The organism is Pseudomonas sp. AO-1 (assembly GCF_019775695.1).
Classification (GTDB): domain Bacteria; phylum Pseudomonadota; class Gammaproteobacteria; order Pseudomonadales; family Pseudomonadaceae; genus Aquipseudomonas; species Aquipseudomonas parakoreensis.
Map to the genome: position 1 here is coordinate 930864 of NZ_CP079947.1, position 20665 is coordinate 951528.

Consider the following 20665-nt stretch of genomic DNA (forward strand, 5'->3'; position numbering starts at 1 on the left):
GCTCCACGGATGAACTTCGGGTTTTGTGAACATGAGTGATAACGCTGCTTCTCCGGCCGTCCCGACACCTGCCGGCCAACCTTCCCGGCGCTGGCCGGCGCTGCTGATCGGGCTGGTCCTGGTGGCCGGGGTGGCCGGTGGTCTTGGCTGGCTCCTGCACAAGCCCAAGGTGCCGGCGGCGGCACTGGCCAGTGACAGGCTCGGCCTGAGCCGTCCGGATGCGCTGCTGGAAACCCGCTCCCTGAGCCAGTTGCCCAAGGACCTGCTGACGGTGCCGTTCCTCAAGGCTACGCTCACCGAGGATTTCGTCTTCTATTACGAAACCCACGCCGATCGCCTGGGGCTGATCGGCAGCCTGCGGCGGATCATCTACGAACACGACCTGAAGCTGCAGGACAGCCTGATCGAGCAGCTTTTCGATCAACCGGCCGACGTCGCGCTTTGGCGTGGTGCCGATGGCCGGCTCAAGGATTTCCTGCTGGTGATGGATCGCGGCGGCCTGGCGAAGCTGCTTGAACCGTTGGCGAAAGTGGCGCTGGACGATTCTCAACTCAGCGTCTTTGGCAGCCTCAAGGTCGGCAGCGACGAAGTGCCGCTGTACCAGCTCAGCTACAACGCCAGCAAATCGCTGCTGTTCGCGTCGCGCGGCGACAAACTGGTGGTGCTGTCCAACCCGAACAAATATTACGACCCGGCCAATGGCGAATCGGAAGAGTCCGGGCACGTCTCGCCGCAAGCGCTGGCAGCGCTGCTCAACGGCGACAAACTGTTCCCCGAGGCTTTCGGTCTGCCCGCGAAGGCGCCGGAGATCAAACAGCGGCTGTCGGTCAATTCCAGCGTCCTTGCGATGGGCTATCAGCGCTTCATCCCGAACTTCGCCGGGCTGCGTTTCGACATGGATGACAAGGGCTGGCACAGCTACCTCGCCATGGACGAACTGGATAATCAGCCGGACTTCGATTTCAAACCGGTGTGGCAAGCCATGCCGCTGGGCGCCAGTGCCTGCGTGACCTTGCCGGTGGCGGCCGAACCGCAGAAACCGCTGCTGGTGAAACTCGGCGCCGACGAAGCGGTGGCGCAGAAGCTCACCGAGCATGTGGCCGGCGCGGCGGGCCTGTGCTGGTACGCCGATTCACGGTTGTACACGCCGTTGCTGGTCGCCAGCCTGAAGAACGAAGACAGCAGCAAGCTCGATGGCGACCTGGGCACGTTGTTCGGTTCGATGGTGGGCGCCTACGAGACGAATGTCGATGAACACGCATTCCCGGTGGTCGAGAAGCAGGAAGGCCAGAGCCATGTCTGGCAGCGTCAGGTCAGCTCCAATTTCGGCCCGTACGCCGCCAAGACTGCCGAGAATCCGGACGCGATCAGCGGCCGCGCCTTCATGAAAGTCAGCCTCGCGCGCCACGGTTCGACGCTGCTGTTTTCCCTCGACGACAAACTGGTGGACAAGGCTCTCGGTACTCTCGACAAGCGCTTCCCGCCGATGGCCGACGTGCTGCCGAAAGATGTGCTGATGCCGATCTACTTCGGTCCGGATTCGATGGCGCAACTGATGCAGCAGGAAACCCTCGACAGCCTGCCGCAGGACATGGAGCCGGTGTTCTACAACGCCGCGCAAACCTACCTGATTCCGAAACTGCGCACCCTCGGCGGCTACGGCAAATACGCCCTGACCCTGCCGGAAGGCAGCGAGCCTGACGGCCACTGGCAATGGCTGCCGCTGGAGTGGAAAGCGCTGTGACGACACTGATCCGCAGCCTCGGCCTGCTCGCGCTACTGCTCAGCGCGGGCGCCCGAGCCGTCGAAACGCCGGCGCTGGATCCGGCGCAGTCCCAGGTATTCCGCGCCTGGTTCGTGCGCATCGCTCAGGAACAACTGAGCCAGGGCCCGAGCCCGCGCTGGTATCAGCAGGACTGCGCAGGCCTTGTGCGTTTCGCCGCCAACGAAGCGCTGAAAGTCCACGACGACAAATGGCTGCGCAGCAACGGCCTGTCCAATCGCTACCTGCCGCCGGAACTGTCGCTCAGCGATGAGCAGCGCAAGCTCGCCCGGCAATGGCAGCAGGGCGGCGGCAAGGTCGGGCCGTACGTCAACGCGATCAAACTGATTCAGTTCAACAGCCATCTGGTCAGCCGCGACGTGTCCCAGGCACGCCCCGGCGACCTGATGTTTTTCGATCAGGGCGACGATCAGCACCTGATGATCTGGATGGGCCGCTACATCGCCTATCACACCGGCACCACCACCCCCACTGACAACGGCATGCGTTCGGCAAGCCTGCAGCAACTCATGACATGGAAGGACACCCGATGGATACCCGACGCAGCCAACCCCAACTTCATCGGCGTCTATCGACTGAACTTTCTCTCCCAATGACCGGTGCCCGCATGCTGCGACTCTGCGCTCGAATTCCTCTGCTGCTGGCGCTGTTGCTGCCATTGGCGACCGTCAACGCTGAAGATTCGGTGGAGCCGAGTGGCTACACGCCGGTCGCCGGTGAAAGCTTCTTCCTGCTGGCCGACAGCAGTTTCGCCGCCGACGAGCAGGCAATGGTCCGACTCGAAGCGCCGGGCCGCGACTACCGCCGCTTTCGTATGGAACCCTATGGCGGCGCCGACATTCGCGTGTATCGCATCGACAAGCCGCTGGATTTCCTCAAGCGCCAGAAGAACCTGCACCGCGTGGTCAGCGACGGTCAGTTCAAGGGCGAAGGCCTGTCCAACACCCTCGCGTACCTGTGGGACAACTGGTACCGCAAGTCGCGGCGGGTGATGCAGCGTGCGTTCTCCTATGAGTCGCGCAAGCAGGTCACCGAAGAAGTGCCGGAATTGAAGATGGGCAACGCCATCGCCGCGCCGACCCCGTACGACGCGCAGCCGCAATTCGCGCTGATTCCGGGTCTGCCGGTGGTCAGCCAGTTCCGTTATCCGCTGTGGCAGGCCAAACCGATCCAGCCGCCGGCCGGTGTCAATCTGGCCGGGTCTTCCAGCGAGTTCGTCAGCGTTGCGCCGGGTAACGTGTACATCCCGCTAGGCAACCTGAAACCGGGCCTGTACCTGGTCGAAGCGCTGATCGGCAAGTACCGCGCGACCACCATGGTCTTCGTTTCCAACACCGTGGCGGTGAGCAAGATTGCCGGCGATGAATTGCTGGTCTGGGCCGCGCGCAAACACGAAGGCAGTTCGGTGCCGAAGGTCAATGTGCTGTGGACTGACGGCCTCGGCGTGATGAGCAGCGGTGCCACCGATGCCGATGGTTTGCTGCGCCTGAAACACGTCAGCCCCGAGCGCTCGTTCGTCATTGGCGAGGATGAAGAGGGCGGGGTGTTCGTCTCGGAAAACTTCTACTACGACAGCGAAATCTACGACACCAAACTCTACGCGTTCACCGACCGGCCGCTGTATCGCCCGGGAGATTGGGTGTCGCTGAAAATCGTCGGTCGCGAGTTCAAGAGTGCGCGGGATTCGGTATTGCCGGGTGCGGCTGACGTCACGGTCAGTGTGCTTGATGCCACCGGCACCGAGCTGCAGCACCTCGACCTGAAACTCGATTCCAAGGCCGGTACACAAGGCCGGTTCCAGTTGCCGGACAACGCCGTGGCCGGTGGCTACGAGATCCGCTTCAACTACAAGGATCAGGCCTACAGCAGCGCCTTCCGTGTGGCCGAATACATCAAGCCGCACTTCGAAATCTCGCTGAACCTGGCCAAGCAGGATTACCGCACTGGTGAGCCAGTGAAGGGCAGTCTGGTGTTGCTCTACCCGGACGGCAAACCGGTGGCCAACGCCAAATTGAGCCTGAGCCTGCGCGCCCAGCAACTGTCGATGGTCGACAACGAGCTGCAATACCTCGGGCAATTCCCGGTGGAACTGACCAGCACCGAACTGACCACCGACAGCAAGGGCAACGCGACCCTCGACCTGCCGGCCGCCGACAAACCGAGCCGCTACATGCTCACCGTGTTTGCCAGTGATGGCGCGGCGTATCGGGTCAAAACCACCAAGGAAATCCTCATCGACCGTGGCGCCGCGAGCTTCCGCCTGAGCGCGCCGCAACGCTTCAGCGCGGTCAACGACAAAGTTGCGTTCCGCTACGTCAACGATGGCGGCAGCGAGCAGAGCAAAGCGGTCACCCCGAGCAGCTACAACTGGGTGCGCCTGGAAGACCAGAGCACCGGTGAAGGCAAACTGGCGGCCACCGACAAGGGCTTCAGCATTGCCTTCGAACGTCCGGGTACTTACAACCTGACGCTGAAAGATCAGCACGGTCGTGTCCTCGGCGCCACCGGCCATTCGGTTACGGGGGAGGGCGTCAAAGCGGTGCCGGGCACTGTGGAAATCGTCCTCGACAAGCCTGAGTACAAGGCTGGCGATGAAGCACTGGCGCTGATCACCTTCCCGGAGCCGGTCAGCGATGCCCTGCTGTCGCTGGAACGCGACAAAGTCGAAGCCACCGCGCTGCTGGCCAAGGGCGGCGACTGGCTGAAGCTGGAAAAACTCAGCGACACCCAATACCGCGCGCGGATTCCGGTGAAGGACAATTTCGCGCCGAACCTGACCTTCTCGGTGCTGTACACCAAGGGCGGGCAGTACAGCTTCCAGAACGCCGGGATCAAGGTGGTCGCACCGCAAATCGACGTGGCGATCAGCACCGACAAAGCGCTGTATCAGCCGGGCGACACCGTCACCGTCGATCTGACCACGCAGTTCGCCGGCAAAGCGGTACCGGCGCACCTGACCGTCAGCGTGGTCGATGAAATGGTCTACGCGCTGCAACCGGAAGTCGCGCCGACCATCGACCAGTTCTTCTATCACCCACGGCGCAACAACGTGCGCACCAGCGCCAGCCTGTCGTTCATCAGTTACGACGTCGCGCTGCCGGGCAGCCCCGGCGCACCGGGCAAGGCCAACCGCAGTGAGCGCGGGGTGAAAGTGCTGGAGCGTCCGCGTCGTGAAGACGTCGACACCGCCGCATGGCAGCCAGAGTTGTTGACCGGTGCCGACGGCAAAGCCCGTTTCACCTTCAAGATGCCGGACTCGTTGACCCGCTGGCGCATCACCGCGCGGGCCATTGCCGATGACGGCCAGGTCGGGCAGAAGAAGCAGTTTGTCCGTTCGGAAAAACCGCTGTACCTGAAGTGGAGCGGGCCGAGCAAATTCCGCAAAGGCGATCAGCCGCAACTCGGTGTGTTCGCCTTCAGCCAGGCCGAAAAACCGGTCAAGGCAGAACTGGTCACCCATTACGCTGGCGCCGAACAACGCCTGCCGGTGACCCTGAACAACGGCATCAACTACGTGCCGCTGCCAGCGTTCGCCCTGGCCTCGGGTGAGTGGACCGCCGAGTTGGTGCAGGACGGCAAAATCGCTGACGCCCTCGCCGTGCGCCTGAGTGCGACGGGTGACGGCTGGCAAGTCACGCAAACCCAGAGCCTCGACGTGGCCAGCGGCGACACACCGTTGAGTTTGCCAGCAGATGCCACCGATATTCGCCTGCGTCTGGATGACAGTCCGCAAGCGCTGTTCCGTTCCGCGCTCGATGATCTGCTGAGCTATCCGTACGGTGGCGTCGAGCAGACCGCCAGCCGCTTGCTGCCGCTGAGCATTGCTTATCCGTCGCTGGCGTCGAACCCGCAGATCCGCGATCGACTGCGCCTGATCATGCAGAACAGCCGCCTGCGTCTGGTGCAAATGGCCGGGCCGTCGGCGAGCTTCACCTGGTGGGGCTTCGACGGCGAGCCGGACGCGTTCCTGACTGCTTACGCCTACTACGCCGACTGGAACGCCAGTCAGGTGCTGGAACTGACTCTGCCGCCGGAGCATTGGCAGCGGGTGCTGGAGGTCTACGCCAAGCAAGCGCCGAACACGCCACTGCTGCAGCGGGCGCTGATCCTGTCGTTCGCCAAGCAGATGCACCTGCCGGTGAATACCCTGCTCAGCGGTTTGATCGACGATCTGGCCAAGGCCGGTGAGGGCAACGCCGAAACCCTGATGGACGACGGCGAAGACAGCCTGGTGATGAGCGATCCGGATTCGGCGCTAGGGCTGGCGGCGGCGCGGGTATTGACTGCGGCGCTGGCGACCCAGTCGAAAGTCGCGTTGCCGGAGGCGTTCAATCGACAGGTCGGTGCGGCGCAACAGCGTCTGGCGGTCAGTTCGCAGCCGTTTGCCGAGGCGCTGAACCTGTCGCTGCAAGCGTTCGATCAGGCCCGCGCGACGGCGTTGCTGCAACGTCTGCTGCCGCAGCAATCGACCCTCGAACGTGCGCTGGCGCTGAGCTGGTTGCAACGCAGCATCGCTCAGGCCTCGCCGACCATCGCGCTGCTGCCGGGTGAAGGCTGGAAGAAAAACTACGGCACCACCGGCGAGATCTACTGGACCTGGCAGGGTGCGACGCCGGTGCCGAGCGTGTTGTCGGTGTCCGGCACTCAGGAGCGTCCGCTGCGCGCGGCGTTGAGCTTCCAGACTGCGCAACCGCCGGTCGATCCAATGGCCGTGACCATCACCCGGCGTCTGTCGCGACTGGTGCCGGGCGACGAAGCGTTCACCTTCAAACTGGAGCCGGTCGGCGCTAAACCGCTGTCCAGCGACAGCCTGTACCTGGACGAAGTGATCCTCACCAGCAAGGCGCCGAAACCGCTGCGCTACGGCATGCTTGAAGTGCCGCTGCCACCGGGTGCCGATGTCGAGCGCACTACCTGGGGCATCAAGTTGCAGGGCAAGGACGGTACCGAACCGACCGCGCTGGAGAAAGCACGCTTCGAACCGGGGCAACTGGCCTACGCGGTGCCGGTGGATGCACTGAGCGGCGAATTGCGTTTGCGCCATCTGGTGCGATTCTCGCAGAAGGGCCAGTTCAACCTGCCGCCGGTGCGTTTCACTCAGGTCTACGCGCCGCAGCATCAGGCCCAGGAAGCGAAAGCCGCCCTCGGTCAGGTCACGGTCAACTGACATGAACCGGCCGCTGCTGTGGCTGCTGATGTGTGTGATGCCTGCGCTGGCGACGGCGCAGGATGAGCCGCTGCGGCTGGCGTACAAGGGTGAGTTGCTGTCGTTGAATCACACGCAACTGATCGCGCGCGAGCCGTTGCCGCCGACGCTGGATACGCCGCTGGGCAGTCTGTGGAAATTGTTCGTCTACGCGTGGCTGGTGGATACCGGTGCGCGCGAGCCGGCGTATGAATGTCGCGGGCAGTCGAAGGACGAGGTTTATTGCTGTTCGGCGGGCGGCAGGATCGAGCGTGATCAGGCGTTGGTCAAATCCTGCGGCTTGTACTTCGAGCCTGCGCGGTTGGGCATCGCAGCTGCCGATTGGCGCACGTATTGGCAGGCGCGGCAGGCGCCGGCGTGGTTGCTGGATTTGCCAGGCGTGCAACCGGCTACCCGGGTTTCCGTGGCTGATTTGCTGAAAGTGTTGTCGTTGCTGCCGGCACAGGAGCAGATGCGCCGCGTGTTGCTCGACGTCGTGCTGAACGCGGCGGACGGCAATGTCGTCGGTGAGCTGGGCGGGCGCCTGCGGGTGAAAACCTGGAGCTGGCTCGGCGATCAGGATCCGCAATCGCGCCAGGGTGGTTTCGCCGGTTGGACGGCGGACGGCTCGCCGATCTGGGCCGGTGGGCGTGGCACCAGTCAGATGGTTTTGCGCCATTACGGGCAGGCGTTGGCGACGCTGTTGCCTGCTTCCTGGCCGGCGGAAGCAGGGCGTTGTGTTGAGGTCGGACTGTTCTCGCGTTATCCGCTTTCGCGAGTCCTGTCGGGTGAGCGCGTCGCTGGCTCTGGGCCTTTGCAGGGCGACTACCGCGTCGAATTCGCCAACGGCAATGCGCTGGATATCCACAGTGCCGGCGAACTGTTTCTGCTCAACGACAAACTGGTCGCCAGACTTGATCGCGAAGAATACGTCGCCCGCGTCCTTGAGCGTGAAGCCAAACCGGAACCCGCCGAAGCCGCCAAAGCGCTGGCCGTGGCGATCCGCACCTATCTGTTGCAAAACGCCACGCGCAACGGCGATTGCCTGAGCATCGACGACAGCAGCAACCGTCAGCGCGTCGCTCCGCGTCCGGCCTCCGCCGAGTCGCGCAACATCGCCGCATGGACAGCGGATCTGGTGCTGGCCGGCAGCACCGTCACCTATCACTCCGACCAGCCCGGCCCGGACAGACTGGCCTGGCAACAGGCCGTCGAGCAGGCCAATGCCGGTCAGCGCTACGACGCGATTCTGCTGCACGCCTATCCGCGCGCGAGCCTCAGCCGTTGGGACAACCCGGTGGCCTCCTGCGAAGCACTGCCCGCCGCGCAAGACTGGCTGCAAAAGCAGCGTCGCGGCTGGCGTCCCACGCTGGAAAGCGAAACCGGCTACAACGAAGTCAGCACCTTCGCCGTGTGCAAACTGGCGTTCGGCCACCCGTTTGTCGATCGCGAACGCCAGCGCATTTATGTGCGCGGCGTGCTCACGCTGCAGGATCGCCTCGACCTGACTCACGAATACCTGCACCTGGCCTTTGAAGCACATCCCAACGGCCAGGATGAAACCTACATCGAAGGGCTCGCCCGTCACCTCTTGCTGGAATAGACCATGACACTCCGTTATCCACAGGTCTTGCTGTTGCTCTGCGCGTTCAATGCATGGCCGATGGCAATGGCCGCTGACAGCGTCAAACTCGATACCCCGGTCGGCGGCTGGCGCACCGGCGCGCCCGAGGGCGAAGGCGAGAACTTCCGCCAGACCGTCAACTACCCGGCCTCGTCGGTCAACACCCCGGTCGGCCAGGCCAACACCGCACGCATCAGCGGCGAAATCAAAGCCACCCCCAAGAGCAAGGAGCCTGGGCGACTGATCGTCAACGGCGTCAGCATGCCGCTGAAAATCGACGACAGCGGCCGCTTCGACCGCCCGTTTTCCTTCCCCAACGGCAGCAACAGCGTCGAAGTGCGCAGCCCCGACGGCCAGCAACGCCACCGCACGCAGTTCCTCAACGCCAGCGGCGGCGCCACCCCGGCCAAACTGCGCGTGTTGCTGTCGTGGGACAGCGACGGCACCGACCTCGACCTGCACCTGATCACCCCCGACGGCGCGCACATCTGGTACGGCGACCGCGTCGCACCCAACGGCGCCGCGCTCGACGTCGACGTCACCACCGGCTATGGCCCGGAAATCTTCGCCATGCCGGCGCCGATCAAGGGCCAGTATCTGGTGTATGTGAACTACTTCGGTGGTGGTTATCGCGGGGATGATGAGGGCGGGGAAGAGGCGGTGCAGCCGCTGACCACGGCGCAGGTGACGGTGATTACCGAAGAGGGGACGCCGAGCGAGAAGATGGAGACGTTTGTGGTGCCGATGCGAGCGGTGGGTGAACTGACGCTTGTGAAGTCGTTCAGCTATCCCTGAGCAGCAGCCTGCTCAGGGTTGCACTAGAAACCAGGCGGAATGTAACCAGGCACGAACGGCACGTTGATGCACTTGCCGTGAATGATCTTTCCGTCCTCGATCCTGAACAGCACGATCTTTTTCGCCTTATTGACTGTGGCTTCGAGTTTGCAATCGGAACTGTGGCCGACCGTCTGGTAATACTCGGTGTAAACCATGCCGTTACCGGTGTGATTCATTGAAGTACCGGCCGCTTCCGTGGTGGTCCAACTGGACGATTTATACCAAGTGAGCACAGCGAGGTTCTCGCCATTGGCGCCGGTCTGCTTTTTCATCGAGTCGGGTTTGCCGAACAGATCGAGCGCTTCCTGAACATCGCGTCCTTCCCAGCGCGACTGGGCAATCAAGTGGCAACCATTGATCAGCAAAACAGCGGGCGTTATCAGCAGCGCCAATAACGTTTTAGTCCATGGGTTCATTGTGATTCCCGCCGCTTACTTGTTGCCCAGGATCGAGTCGAGGTTGTCCATCATCTGGCCTTTCTCCTGAATCGGCGCCAGTTTGAAGAACATCTGCTGCATACCTTGAATCATCTGCAGGTACTCCATCTTGCCCAGCGCAATCATGTCCTTTTTATTGGGTGAGCAAACAAACTCGCTGGTGCGCTGCACCCAGAACTCCTTCGGCTGCTGCCATTGGTCGTTAACTTTCAAGTTGCGCATCATGTAAGCGATGCGATCAACCGACTGGCCATTGAGCATTCGGACCTTATTCGTCGAACACTGAACTTCGAGGTTGTAGGCATCGATCATCGGTTTGCCGGGTTCCTCATAGACCAGCGTCACGGCGACCAACTTGGCCCCCTTGGTCTGCTTCGACGGCACGACTGAAGTACTGTCGGCGACATACATGATGTTCTTGTGGGGAATACCGTTGCCGTAAATGATCCACCAGTCACCAACAAGCTTCGGCTCGTCCGCCAAGGCTGAAGTGGTAGCGGTCAGGAGTGCGGTCAGCAGAACAGCGGATTGAGTGAGTTTGAAAAACGACGACATGGTGTTGCTCCATTCCTTGGCGCTTTTGTAATGCACAAAAACAGAATGGAAATTTAGTGGTGAGGTTGGGCGCGGGGCAATTAGGGCGGATGTGCTAATGGCTTAGTGCGATGCCTGACTGGCGGGCACTGTCCGGTTAGTCTTGCGAAAGGCTCAGGTATAAAGAACGCAGGGTTTGTACGCGGTTTCTTCTCTGGTCTTTAGTACCGTATAGCACCTGATCGGCCTCCGAGAGTTGGCGCGACCGGTCGTAGCCGGACTCGCGAGTGGTCGCCACGCCCATACTGAACTGTCAGCTCCGGCCGATGGCGGGCATGCGGGCAAAACAGAGGGTATGGGTGTTGGGTGGGATTTAGCAATGTGTGGAGGGGGTGGCAAGCGTTTGGTTGCCGAGGTGCACCAAGGGTGAGGGGGAATCAATTTGTGCAGTGGCTTGCTGCACAAATTCAGTGCGCCGACAGTGGAGTTATCAGCACTCAGGCTCCAATCGATCCTGTGCGGCCTCGTAAGCAGCCTCTCGCTCACGCTTCCCGATAGCGACTACAAACACAACGATCTCCTGATCAAGCACCTGGTAGATCAAGCGATATCCAGCGCTTTTCAGCTTCACTTTGTAGCAATCCGGTAGCTCGCGAAGTCGATTGGCTTCTATTCGAGGACTCTCCAATACCTCTAGGAGTTTCTTTTTGAATTGTTGGCGAACCGTATCGCCCAGTTTGTTCTACTCCTTTAAAGCACGACGATCGAATTCAAGACTATAGGTCATCCAGACTTACCTTGACTCGTTGAGGGGAAGCGAGACGTTCGCTAACAACGGCAATGAGCGCTTCATCTTCTTCGCTGATAAGTGCGGTCTTGAACGGCAGTTTTCCCCGATCAGCAACGTATTGAAGTGTTTGGCGCAGAAGCTCTGAAGGTGTGACGCCGAGCTTCTCCAACTCGGCGAAGGAGCGTTGTTTCAGCTCATCATCAATGCGGATGTTGATGGAGGCCATGATGCAATACCTGTAATGACGTTTGTCGTTACGGTAGCAGGGGGCACCGAACCAGGCAAATGGGAATTCAGGTTTCAGACGGTAGGCCTGGCTTTCTTTCAGGCATTAAAAAGCCGGCTTGTGGCCAGCATTGTTGTGCTGTTTTGGCCTTATTTTGCTGGTGCTTTTGGCAAATTGTATTTTTGTCCCCCCATTTGCCCCCCCACTTTGAGGTTTCGTTCTTACAGAGGAGCCTGAGCCTTAGGCAGAATAGTAACCTAAGCGGCCCGATAACGCCCTGCCGAGCCCTTAACGTGAGGGGTAGGTGCTGCTCGGGTGCCAGATTGACCTGGGCTTCTCATTTGATGCCCAAAACCTATTAGTGGAATTTCTGGCTTTCTGGCTTTCTGGCTTTCTGGCTTGCAAGAAATGCAGAATTACTATGATAATCCGAGCTTAATCTGTTGTTTTTAGGCTAAAAGATGCGTAAGACAGGTTCTGTAAAGAGCTATCAAAACGAGGCTGAGAGGTTCGGTTCGCTGAATTTTAAAGTCGATCCGGATTTCAAAAAAGCGTTCAAAGGCTATGCCGTAAGTCAAGGAATGACCATGGTGGATCTGCTCAAAGAAGGTTTTGCCCTGAGTAAAAAACAACGTGAGCTATCATGAACGATCATAAATGTACCGTGCATGACGAGGCCGCTCGTGGGTGAGTTTTCTAAACCAGAGTCTTGGCTTGCATCGCTTGGTTCGGAGCGAGATTGCGACGTTGACGGCTTAGTGATCGTCGCTACTTATGGCGGCGAGAGTAAATGGCCTGAAGAAGTAGCAATGATGGAGAAAGCTCGTGCATATGGGGCCTATGCGGTTTTCTTCGAGGCAAGTCGTAGTGGACGCGCACCTGTAGCACAAGCTTTCATATTTCTTTCTTCGGGGCCAGATGAAGATGGTGCTTTCGCTCAGCTTCATAAACGTCTTTGGAGCTGGGGTGGTGTACCCCTTGTTTACCGAAAGAGTCCTGGGCTAGTTCAACTTTTCCGTTGTGCACATAAGCCCGACTTCGCGACTCCAGAAGGCGTCCCAGTCTGCCGTCCTATAAAGATGTTTGATCTTGCTGCCAAAGTGGCCTCTGCGAGTGCTTGGTGGGATGCCACCCAGCTACGTAATGGAACACTCTGGGATGATCCAGTTGTTTGTAAGTTAATGCTATCTTCGTCTAAGTCCGCTCATAGAAGTTTGGTTGAGGCGGTGAGGCAGCTTAGTAAAGACTTGAGCCAGCAAGATCTACTTAGTAAAGACTTGCGCCGTCATCTTCTCATTTTGTCGCTTCTAATTGCCTACCTTGAAGAGCGCAAGATTTTATTGCCAGACTATTTCTCAAAACAAAAGTCTGGTGCAACTCGATTCTTTGAAGTGCTTGAGGATGGGCCGGCCTTAGTAGCTATGCTTAAGGACTTGGAAGCACGTTTTAACGGGCATGTTTTCACGTTGACAGATGAGGAGCGTGAAGCGCTAGTATCATCGCCAGATATGGTCAGGTTTGCGCGCCTAATTGAGGCGCATGAAGAAGCTAGTGGTCAGCTATCTTTCTGGAAATTGTATTCATTTAAAGATTTGCCTGTTGAGCTAATTAGCCATATCTATCAACTATTTGTAACCGATAGTAGTAGTTCGGTTTATACGCCGCCAGCGCTTGTGCGGCTTATCTTAGAAGAAGCTTTGAGTTGGGGTCGACTAGATCGTTTGATTGAGCGAGAAGAGGTTATTTTAGACCCTTCCTGTGGTTCTGGGGTATTCCTCGTAGAAGCATATAAGCGCCTAGTCTTGCACTGGCGTAGCCGAAATTCGTGGGCTAAACCGAATGTCGACGAGCTTCGAGCACTTCTTACGCATGTTCATGGTGTTGATCTCGAAAAAGGGGCGGTTGAGCTCGCAGCATTCAGCTTGTGTCTCGCTCTTTGTGACGCTCTGGAGCCTGAAGCAATTCGGGTGAGCGTTAAGCTATTTCCTTCTTTGAATGGATCTTCTCTTCATCATAGTTGTTTCTTCGAAGCTAAAGAAAAAGGGTTGTTGTCTAATAAGGTTGGTGTTGTTGTTGGTAATCCTCCCTTTGTATCTCGACTAGCTACGCCGGGAGCGCGGAGAAGCCGTGATAGGTATGATCAGGATGATAGTCACGGGCGATTGCCGGACAATCAAGTTGCTTATCTATTTCTTCATGAAGCTATGGGGTTAGTTGTTGAGGGTGGTGTTCTCGCCATGCTTCAGCAATATGGCTTTATTTATAATCAGAAGTCGGCTGAATTTCGTGATTCATTTTTAGATAGGTGGAATGTTCGTGAGTTACTGGACTTTATATCGGTGCGCGGCTTGTTTCAGAAGGGTGGTGCTGATACAAAAGTTGTAGTGGTAGTAGCGGAGGCTAAGCGTCCTGAGCCAGAAAATAAAATCCTGCATGCGATTTTTCGAAGGACTGGCAGAGCAGACGCTGAACAAGTTTTTGATATTGACTACTATGACATGCATTGGGTGCCTCGCACTCTATTACGTAAATATCCGGTAATTTGGCGTTCGAATTTGCTTGGTGGTGGTCGGGTGTTTAGCTTTATGAAGCGCCTGATGGAGTATCCAACATTACGTGATTATGCGGGCGAGCAAGGTTGGGACTTTGGGGAAGGATTTATTGAGGGCGCTGATGGGAAGTCAAGTCCTGCGGAACATTTGATTGGGCGTCCACTGTTACCCCCCAATGCGGTGGCAGATGACGGTGTTGACGTGACAAAAATTGGCGTGGTTCCAGAGAAAAAAATAGAAGGACCTCGTTCGGTTGCACGATTTACTCCACCATTTCTTGTAATTAGAAAGCACGCTAATCTCCAACATGCGGTTTGGGGGGGGGAGTATCTTACCTACAAAAGCGAGTTGGTGGGCTTTGCTGCTAATGGTGCGCCTCGTGACGGTTTGGAGCGAGTTTCTAACTGGATTTCCAGTGAAAATACAGCGCTGCGAGCATATGCTGCGGGTATCAGTACACGGCTACTCACTCGCAAGGCAACAGCGTTATCTAGCGCTGACGTAATGTCATTGCCTTATTGGGATGGTGCCTCATTGGAGTTGAGTGAGAATGAGGAAATTATAGCTTCAGATATTGTGCAGTATCAGTGTGATTTCGTTCGATTGGGTGATGAGTCCAGCTTATTGAAGGAAAAGGGTGAGGCTGCTTTGCAACGCTTTGCAGATTGCTATGTCAGCCAAATTAATGCTGTGTATGGGGATGTTCCGCTTACGCCTCTTCAGCCGCAGATATGGCCAGGTGTGATCTGCTATCCATTTGCATTTGGTGAGGGGCATGTCGATTGGGAAGGTGCTGATAGATTGCAGGGTAAGTTGAACTCTCTTCTGTGCGAGCAACGTGGATCTGCTTTATCTATTACACGTATTGCACGTATTTACGACCGTAGTTTTATTTTTTTGCTGAAGCCAGACCGACTCCGATATTGGTTGCGTTCCATTGCTTTGCGGGATGCTGACGAGACCTTGGCTGATCTGCGAATGCAAGGATTCTAATATATGCTGGCAGATGATGGATCGCCTCAAATTCAGTCTGGTTCTATTACGAAAAGTTTTTTTCTAGAGTCTGCGTCGCTGTTTAAGCTAATTGAGTTTATCGCGGGTGAGCTACCTAGATGGCGTGATCGTTCAGAGCGTAAGCCCGCAACGTCCGAAACGGTATTAACGTCTAATTTTTGCGCTCATATGAACAGCGCGTCACGTAACTCTAAATGGGACTATATCCAATTTCGGACAGAGGAGCCTGACGACGTAACTGCTGGTCGGAAAATTGATCTTGTTCCTGCTCCCAGCGGGTGTGTTGTTTGGATTGATGGAAGAAAACATTACGACTTCGATCCGCTATTGCCGATCGAGTGTAAGCGACTTCCTACACCTAGCGGAACTTATCGTGACAAGATGGAATATCTGCGTAGTAGGCATTACTCTACTGGAGGGGTTGCCCGTTTCAAAGAAGGGCACCACGGAGCCTCACACAAATTAGGTGCAATGATTGGCTTTATTCAGGATGAAGCAATATTGCCTTGGGAGAAAAAGTTGAGTCATTGGACTAATATTCTCGTTCGAGCTAAGAAGCCTGGTTGGAGAGGGGCAGATAGAATTATTTTAAGTAAGCATGATACTGCTTTGAAACTAGGGCTTCTGCAGTCTTGCCACTCTCGGACTGGTGGGTTGGGGTCTATCGAGTTACGACATCTGTGGATTGAAATGCACTAGTAAGACCCTGTTTTTGAAATGGCTTGCTCGGAAATTTTGCGTGTTAAAGATACAAACTTCCACTTGGTTAGCTAAGTGGAAGTTTGCGCGTTTGGTTGTGGTGCGGATGAGATTTTAGAGTAAGTCTCAAGCAGCCCGCCTCAAAGTCGCAAGCGGGCTAATAGATGGGCCTGTTTCAATCCACACCCATTGCCTTAAATACAGCCTCTACTGGTTCGCCATAAAAGCTGGTCTGAAATTTGGTGAACAGTTCGGCTGGGATGCTGGGGATGTCCTTGGCGCTGCTCATTGGAAGCGCAACGCGCTTGCCTCCCGCGTCAAAAGCCACTTGCAGGCACTCGGCGATACTTTCAACTGGCGTGATACTGCCGCCCAAGCTCATATCGCCGAGCACGACCATTTGACCTTGCGCAGGCCTGCCCATGAGGCCAGACGCAAAAGCTACTAGGCTGGGTAGGGCCATATGTGTAAGAGGGCCGGTGTTTTGCAGTTCAACAACATGTAAATGGAAGTCGTGCTCCAGCACCTTAGCTGAGGCGCTGATGCGCGAGGCGTTGGCCTTGAAGTAGTCAAAGGCAATCTTCACCTGTTCTTTGGCAGAGCTGGAGTTCCATAGGCCGGAGGTAGCTAGCTTGCCAGTACCCTTGGTCACCTGCAGTTCGATGCGATATAACCCGGGCATGCCTTTGCCACTCAAGCCTATAGTGTGGATAAAGCCGGGCTTTCCTGGCCCTTCAGGGATAAGACCACCACCGCCTTGCTCTTTCACGATGACGAAGTGTTCTTCGAGGGTTTCGTTGTCGATGTAGCTGAAGTGAACATCGTAGAACTCCATTCCACCGATCTTCTTCAGCTGTTCCTTCACTCGTCGGCGGACCTGTAGTGCGTACTCGAGGCACTGGCGCACGTCTTCTTTGGTGAATACGTCGTGCGGGTAGAGCAGCTTGAGCAGGCCAGATACTGTTTTGCGTACTGCGATCACATCGCGCTGGTTTAGGTTGTTGCCCAGTTTGAAGTGTTTGTCGATGGCGTCGGCGAAGCTGCGCTTACGCATTTCGCGGAAAAACTCAGCCAGGTAATCGACAATTAGCCCGTACCTGTTGGTGAAAAATTCCGGGCGCATTTTCGGGATTTCCCAGCCAGGAATGTAAGCGTGGAATCTGTCGAAAAAGGCTGCGTCGATCATCTGCTCAGGAAACGGGGCCAGCAGATGGCTGGTATTAACCAGCGATTCAACGCTCTGGTTAATGTTACCTACGAAGACCATGGAGGCTGAGGCTTCCATCTGCTCGCGACCGCGACCAAACGAACCGGAGGCCATGAAATCCTTCATGATCTGCACGCCGTCCTTGTCCTTGAAGTTGATGCCGGCCACCTCATCGAAGGCCACCACATCCCAAAGACCGACCAGACCGATGCGGCGACTGCTCATGTTGTAGAACAGGTTAGCGACGGTGGTTTGGCCGCCGGACACCAGCATGCTGTTCGGTGAGCACTCCTTGTAGATATGGCTCTTGCCTGTACCGCGTGGGCCGAGTTCGCAGACGTTGTAGTTGTTCTCCACGAAGGGAACCATGCGGGCCAGTAAATGCCACTGCACGGACTCATCCAGGGTCGAGGGCTCCATGCCGATGGAGCGGATCAAAGCCTCGCGCCATTGCAGTGTATTCAGCGCTGCGCGCCCGGCGAACAGCTCCCGCATGTTCATGTTCGGCATTTGGATCGGCTTGAGCAGCGTGACGCCAAAAGGCGACCCCGATTGGCCTTCCTCGTGGTAATAGCTCAGGGTTGCGATCACCCAGATGCCGCCCACAAGGAGCTTTTCGTATTCCTTGACGATGCCGGCAGAGATCTCAGCGTCCTTGATGCCGAGGTTGCTGAAAGAGGCTTCGTAGCGATCTTTTTTCTCATTCAATCGCACGGTGACCCGGTCAATCACCTTGTACGTACCGCGCTCGCGAACTAGAGACTTGACCTTCTCGGCCTCATCCGGGCGAACATAGTTTTCCGCTAAAACCGTCTTGACGTTCTTCAGGCCCTGTTCGATCACCTCTGAGTCATCGGACGCGCAGTACATACCCAGCAGGTACTCAAGGACGTAAACCGGTACGTTCGCACCTTCCTTTATCAGCTTGGTCAGATCCTTGCGCACCACGCGACCGGCGAAGTGCTCGTTGAGCAACTGATCGAGATCTTTATCCACTTGGGTTTCCATTTAGTCTCGTGCTCTCAAAAAAAGTCGTCGGTGAAGGCCAGGTCAATCGTCACACGGTAGCGCTCAAGCTCAGTGTTCAGATCTTTATCGCGGATCACCAGGAAGTAATCTTTCTGCCGGTCGAAGTCGCTGCCTGATAGTGACAGGCGTACCTGTTTAAGGCGCTCGCTCATGGAATCCGTCGCGCAGTCGAACGTCACAACCTCCTCACTGGAGACCGGCTGCTCCCCTTCGTAGATCGCCACTGCAACCGTAACCGACAGCACCTGTTCGCTGACCGACTCGGTCTGGATCAGGTCAAAGCGCTGGATATTGGTGACCATCTTCAGGGCTGACTTCGGCGAGATCACCCCGACTTTGCGTTTGGTGCGTTTCTCCGCTTTCTCACCGCGTAACTGGTTGACCGTCAGCACAGGAACAACGATTTCCTGAGGCATGGCTCCGCCATGGACGAAGCGTGCACCGCCGACAAAGTGGAAACGATTCGCGCCTTTGGGTATCCAGAACTGAGTGTCCGATGTTGTGCCCGCAGTCTGCTTGGTCGATCCCTGCCAGACATCCTTGGCAGCAGGCAGCGTATGGCCAATGACATAGCGTTTCTTACTCTTGATCGCACTATCCGGCTTCTCTGCGAGTGAGGTGCGATCCGCTGCCTCAAGCTTGCTCTGCTGGAAGAGGAACCCATGATCGGCCGTGATCAACACCGTGCTGGTGTTGAAGTGCATGAGGATCTTGCGGGTCAGCTCGGTCAGCTCCTCAATGGCGAACTCGACGTGGTGGAAGGTATCTACCTCGGAGCCACCGCCCTTGTCGCTGCGGTCATCGATCACGTTGTGATAGACGTAAACCAGCTGCTGATCCTTTAGCGCTTCACGTCCAGCGTCACGGGACCACTCTTTGACCTGCAGTGCCGTCACGGCCATGCCGCCATGCTGGGCAAGAACCTTGTCGCGAGCGATGGTGTTGCCAGTATTGAATCCGTCTACAAAAACACCATCACTGCCCTCGCGATACTCCAACGTCTGGTGTGGCAGCAGGGACGCCATGCCCAACGTGGTGTAACTCGGCAATACGCCCAACTGGCTATTCAGGCTGGCCTTACTGTAGCGCTTTTCATTGATGCGCTGGCACAGCTCGACGGCGGCTTCATAGCGGAAGGCATCGCTGATAATCACTACAACGCGCTTGCTACGATGCCCCTCCAATAAGGGTGCTACCCAACGCTCATAGAAATTATGCTGGTTAGGAACGCCAGGTATTTTCCAGTAATCCAAGCGCTGTTCGGCCTCAACTCGGTCGCCCCAGGAGCGTCCGAGCTGATCGAGATACCAATACGCATAGCACTGCTCGACGGCCTCATCAAGCTTCTTCAGCAGCTCGACGTGGGCGCGCTGAGAGGCGGCGAAATAATGGCGGTAAGCCGTGTCAAAACGGTACAGCTCGCTTTCATAGGCTTTGTACAACGCCTCGGTACTGGCAAAGTGAAAGCCTGCAGCGTGCTGGTGACGCTGCGTAAAGAGGTCGATTGCAGCTGACAGCGCCGTGTATAGCCGCCGGTACTTGCGGCGTGTCTCATCGTCCTTATGGCGAGTCGCCCAGTAGTTATCCAGTCGCTCGGAGATGATCTTCGCAAACAAACCGAGGTCACGCGGATCAGCCTCTGGAATAGCCTTGGTCAGGTCGACAATGATCTGCCGCTCGACGGCTTCGAAGGTCGCAACATTGGCCAAGCTCTCCAAGGAGATTTCACCAATCTTCTGGGTGATATGCAGAGCCTCACCGACCCAGCCGGAAATCTCATCGTAGGCTTGGTAAAACCGTGAGCTATCACGCCAGCGGGAAAGTAGTGCGCGTGAAGTAGCGCGTGCGCTGGCCGAGGGAATAGCAATCGCTGATGCCCAGCTGGGTATTTCGCCGATGCTTTCGCAGAACCCAGTCGCTAGCAGTCGAATAAGGAAATACCCAAAGCTGAACGGTTTATCACCACTGATTTCCTCGATGGAGGCCTGATAGCCAACCTCTTCACGCAGGGCCTGCAGCAATGCCGGCATTAGGCCGAATTTGTACAGCTCATCGATGGCCGCAGGATTCTGCTCAAGACCCAGATCGTCACGTACGGCACCATCAGCCAGGGTGCAAAGCAGCGTCATGACGTCACTGCCACTTGCACACAGCACAACGGCAATCATCGCCAGATCCAACTCATGCTCGGTGTCAGTTGGTTGGGTCAAGCGCTTCAGGCTGGCTAGGCGAGCCTTGCTGCTAAGGAAGCGCTCACGGCTGGCTAGATGCTCCCGGAGCACCTGTTGGTGCAAGCCCAGGTCATTGAAGATCAGGGAGACCTTGTCAGCATAGAAACTGCGCGAGTAAAGCTTGATGTCCAGCAGCCAGTCACCATCTACGTCTGGTTCGGCGCAAGGAAAATAGAGCAGGTACTTACCTTCAGTGTCCTCAAGCTCCAGCTTGAGCTTGGTGCCGAAGGTGGACTCGCCCTGCATGTTTAGCACTTGCACATCTGGCAGATCCAGCTGCGCTAGCTCTTCGGTAAAACTCCGTTCGGGGTCGTACCAAAAAACAATGCGCTGGTTCTCCGCAAAAAAAGCCCGCTGCAGACCTTGGATCAGTTGCTGGGTGTTCATTCGTTCAATCCTTGTTCAATTCGTAACCCAGTTGCCCAAGCTGTTGTCGCCGGTCAGGAAGTTCAGGGGTGGCTTGAATTCTACAGCCGACTTGGCTGCTGTGGACTGCTCAACATGAGCAGTGTCCTCT

General features: G+C 57.1%; 14 protein-coding genes. 8 read left to right on the top strand and 6 right to left on the bottom strand.

All coding sequences use genetic code 11. The features are described 5' to 3' along the window. Nucleotides 1-31: 31 nt before the first annotated feature. Genes KVQ82_RS04375 through KVQ82_RS04395 form a run of 5 tightly spaced genes read left to right on the top strand, consistent with a single transcriptional unit; the run spans nucleotide 32 to nucleotide 9387 of the window. On the top strand, nucleotides 32-1744 hold the full coding sequence (locus KVQ82_RS04375; RefSeq protein WP_222018135.1) for a DUF2138 domain-containing protein: 1713 nt from the start codon (nucleotides 32-34) through the stop codon (nucleotides 1742-1744). Further along, a complete protein-coding gene (locus KVQ82_RS04380) occupies nucleotides 1714-2379 on the top strand; it encodes a DUF1175 domain-containing protein (protein ID WP_222018137.1) in 666 nt (221 codons plus the stop codon). Before KVQ82_RS04375 ends, KVQ82_RS04380 begins: the two co-directional genes overlap by 31 nt. Continuing rightward, on the top strand, nucleotides 2376-6950 hold the full coding sequence (locus KVQ82_RS04385; protein ID WP_222018139.1) for an alpha-2-macroglobulin: 4575 nt from the start codon (nucleotides 2376-2378) through the stop codon (nucleotides 6948-6950). Before KVQ82_RS04380 ends, KVQ82_RS04385 begins: the two co-directional genes overlap by 4 nt. A 1-nt stretch (nucleotide 6951) precedes the next feature. Then, a complete protein-coding gene (locus KVQ82_RS04390) occupies nucleotides 6952-8571 on the top strand; it encodes a DUF2300 domain-containing protein (protein ID WP_222018141.1) in 1620 nt (539 codons plus the stop codon). A gap of 3 nt (nucleotides 8572-8574) precedes the next feature. Beyond that, nucleotides 8575-9387, top strand: coding sequence for a YfaP family protein (locus KVQ82_RS04395; RefSeq protein WP_108183924.1), 813 nt, complete (start codon nucleotides 8575-8577; stop codon nucleotides 9385-9387). Between the two features lie 23 nt (nucleotides 9388-9410). On the opposite strand, the gene KVQ82_RS04400 is transcribed toward KVQ82_RS04395, so the two are convergent. From KVQ82_RS04400 to KVQ82_RS04415, 4 genes are all read right to left on the bottom strand, one after another. After that, nucleotides 9411-9845 carry a hypothetical protein gene (locus tag KVQ82_RS04400; protein ID WP_047296849.1) on the bottom strand — a complete coding sequence of 145 codons (435 nt, stop codon included), beginning with the start codon at nucleotides 9843-9845 and terminating at the stop codon, nucleotides 9411-9413. Nucleotides 9846-9860: 15 nt separating this feature from the next. Beyond that, entirely contained in the window at nucleotides 9861-10421 is a 561-nt protein-coding gene (locus tag KVQ82_RS04405) for a hypothetical protein (protein ID WP_222018143.1), read from the bottom strand. Nucleotides 10422-10890: 469 nt separating this feature from the next. Continuing rightward, the gene (locus KVQ82_RS04410) at nucleotides 10891-11136 is read right to left on the bottom strand and encodes a type II toxin-antitoxin system RelE/ParE family toxin (protein ID WP_260688111.1); all 246 of its coding nucleotides are present in this window, start codon (nucleotides 11134-11136) and stop codon (nucleotides 10891-10893) included. 40 nt (nucleotides 11137-11176) lie between these two features. Continuing rightward, on the bottom strand, nucleotides 11177-11416 hold the full coding sequence (locus tag KVQ82_RS04415; protein ID WP_222018145.1) for a type II toxin-antitoxin system RelB/DinJ family antitoxin: 240 nt from the start codon (nucleotides 11414-11416) through the stop codon (nucleotides 11177-11179). 461 nt (nucleotides 11417-11877) lie between these two features. Here KVQ82_RS04415 and KVQ82_RS04420 point away from each other — a divergent pair, with 461 nt between their 5' ends. Genes KVQ82_RS04420 through KVQ82_RS04430 form a run of 3 tightly spaced genes read left to right on the top strand, consistent with a single transcriptional unit; the run spans nucleotide 11878 to nucleotide 15681 of the window. Beyond that, on the top strand, nucleotides 11878-12063 hold the full coding sequence (locus KVQ82_RS04420) for a hypothetical protein (RefSeq protein ID WP_084571080.1): 186 nt from the start codon (nucleotides 11878-11880) through the stop codon (nucleotides 12061-12063). A 36-nt stretch (nucleotides 12064-12099) separates the two neighbouring features. Beyond that, nucleotides 12100-14961, top strand: a complete 2862-nt coding sequence (locus KVQ82_RS04425) for a class I SAM-dependent DNA methyltransferase (protein ID WP_222018147.1) — start codon at nucleotides 12100-12102, stop codon at nucleotides 14959-14961. A 3-nt stretch (nucleotides 14962-14964) separates the two neighbouring features. Next, entirely contained in the window at nucleotides 14965-15681 is a 717-nt protein-coding gene (locus KVQ82_RS04430) for a hypothetical protein (RefSeq protein WP_222018149.1), read from the top strand. 175 nt (nucleotides 15682-15856) lie between these two features. Here KVQ82_RS04430 and brxL read toward each other — a convergent pair whose 3' ends face one another. Both brxL and pglZ read right to left on the bottom strand, forming a co-directional pair. Beyond that, nucleotides 15857-17896, bottom strand: a complete 2040-nt coding sequence (gene brxL, locus KVQ82_RS04435; RefSeq protein ID WP_222018150.1) for a protease Lon-related BREX system protein BrxL — start codon at nucleotides 17894-17896, stop codon at nucleotides 15857-15859. Between the two features lie 14 nt (nucleotides 17897-17910). After that, nucleotides 17911-20535: a BREX-1 system phosphatase PglZ type A gene (gene pglZ, locus KVQ82_RS04440; protein WP_222018152.1), complete on the bottom strand. Its 2625-nt coding sequence runs from the start codon at nucleotides 20533-20535 to the stop codon at nucleotides 17911-17913. Nucleotides 20536-20665 lie beyond the last annotated feature (130 nt).

Coding starts and splice junctions, on each gene's coding strand:
- KVQ82_RS04420 (WP_084571080.1), top strand. CDS start 11,878: ATGCGTAAGACAGGTTCTGTAAAGAGCTATCAAAACGAGGCTGAGAGG.
- KVQ82_RS04375 (WP_222018135.1), top strand. CDS start 32: ATGAGTGATAACGCTGCTTCTCCGGCCGTCCCGACACCTGCCGGCCAA.
- pglZ (WP_222018152.1), bottom strand. CDS start 20,535: ATGAACACCCAGCAACTGATCCAAGGTCTGCAGCGGGCTTTTTTTGCG.
- KVQ82_RS04400 (WP_047296849.1), bottom strand. CDS start 9,845: ATGAACCCATGGACTAAAACGTTATTGGCGCTGCTGATAACGCCCGCT.
- KVQ82_RS04430 (WP_222018149.1), top strand. CDS start 14,965: ATGCTGGCAGATGATGGATCGCCTCAAATTCAGTCTGGTTCTATTACG.
- KVQ82_RS04385 (WP_222018139.1), top strand. CDS start 2,376: ATGACCGGTGCCCGCATGCTGCGACTCTGCGCTCGAATTCCTCTGCTG.
- KVQ82_RS04390 (WP_222018141.1), top strand. CDS start 6,952: ATGAACCGGCCGCTGCTGTGGCTGCTGATGTGTGTGATGCCTGCGCTG.
- KVQ82_RS04415 (WP_222018145.1), bottom strand. CDS start 11,416: ATGGCCTCCATCAACATCCGCATTGATGATGAGCTGAAACAACGCTCC.
- KVQ82_RS04380 (WP_222018137.1), top strand. CDS start 1,714: ATGGCTGCCGCTGGAGTGGAAAGCGCTGTGACGACACTGATCCGCAGC.
- KVQ82_RS04405 (WP_222018143.1), bottom strand. CDS start 10,421: ATGTCGTCGTTTTTCAAACTCACTCAATCCGCTGTTCTGCTGACCGCA.
- KVQ82_RS04395 (WP_108183924.1), top strand. CDS start 8,575: ATGACACTCCGTTATCCACAGGTCTTGCTGTTGCTCTGCGCGTTCAAT.
- brxL (WP_222018150.1), bottom strand. CDS start 17,896: ATGGAAACCCAAGTGGATAAAGATCTCGATCAGTTGCTCAACGAGCAC.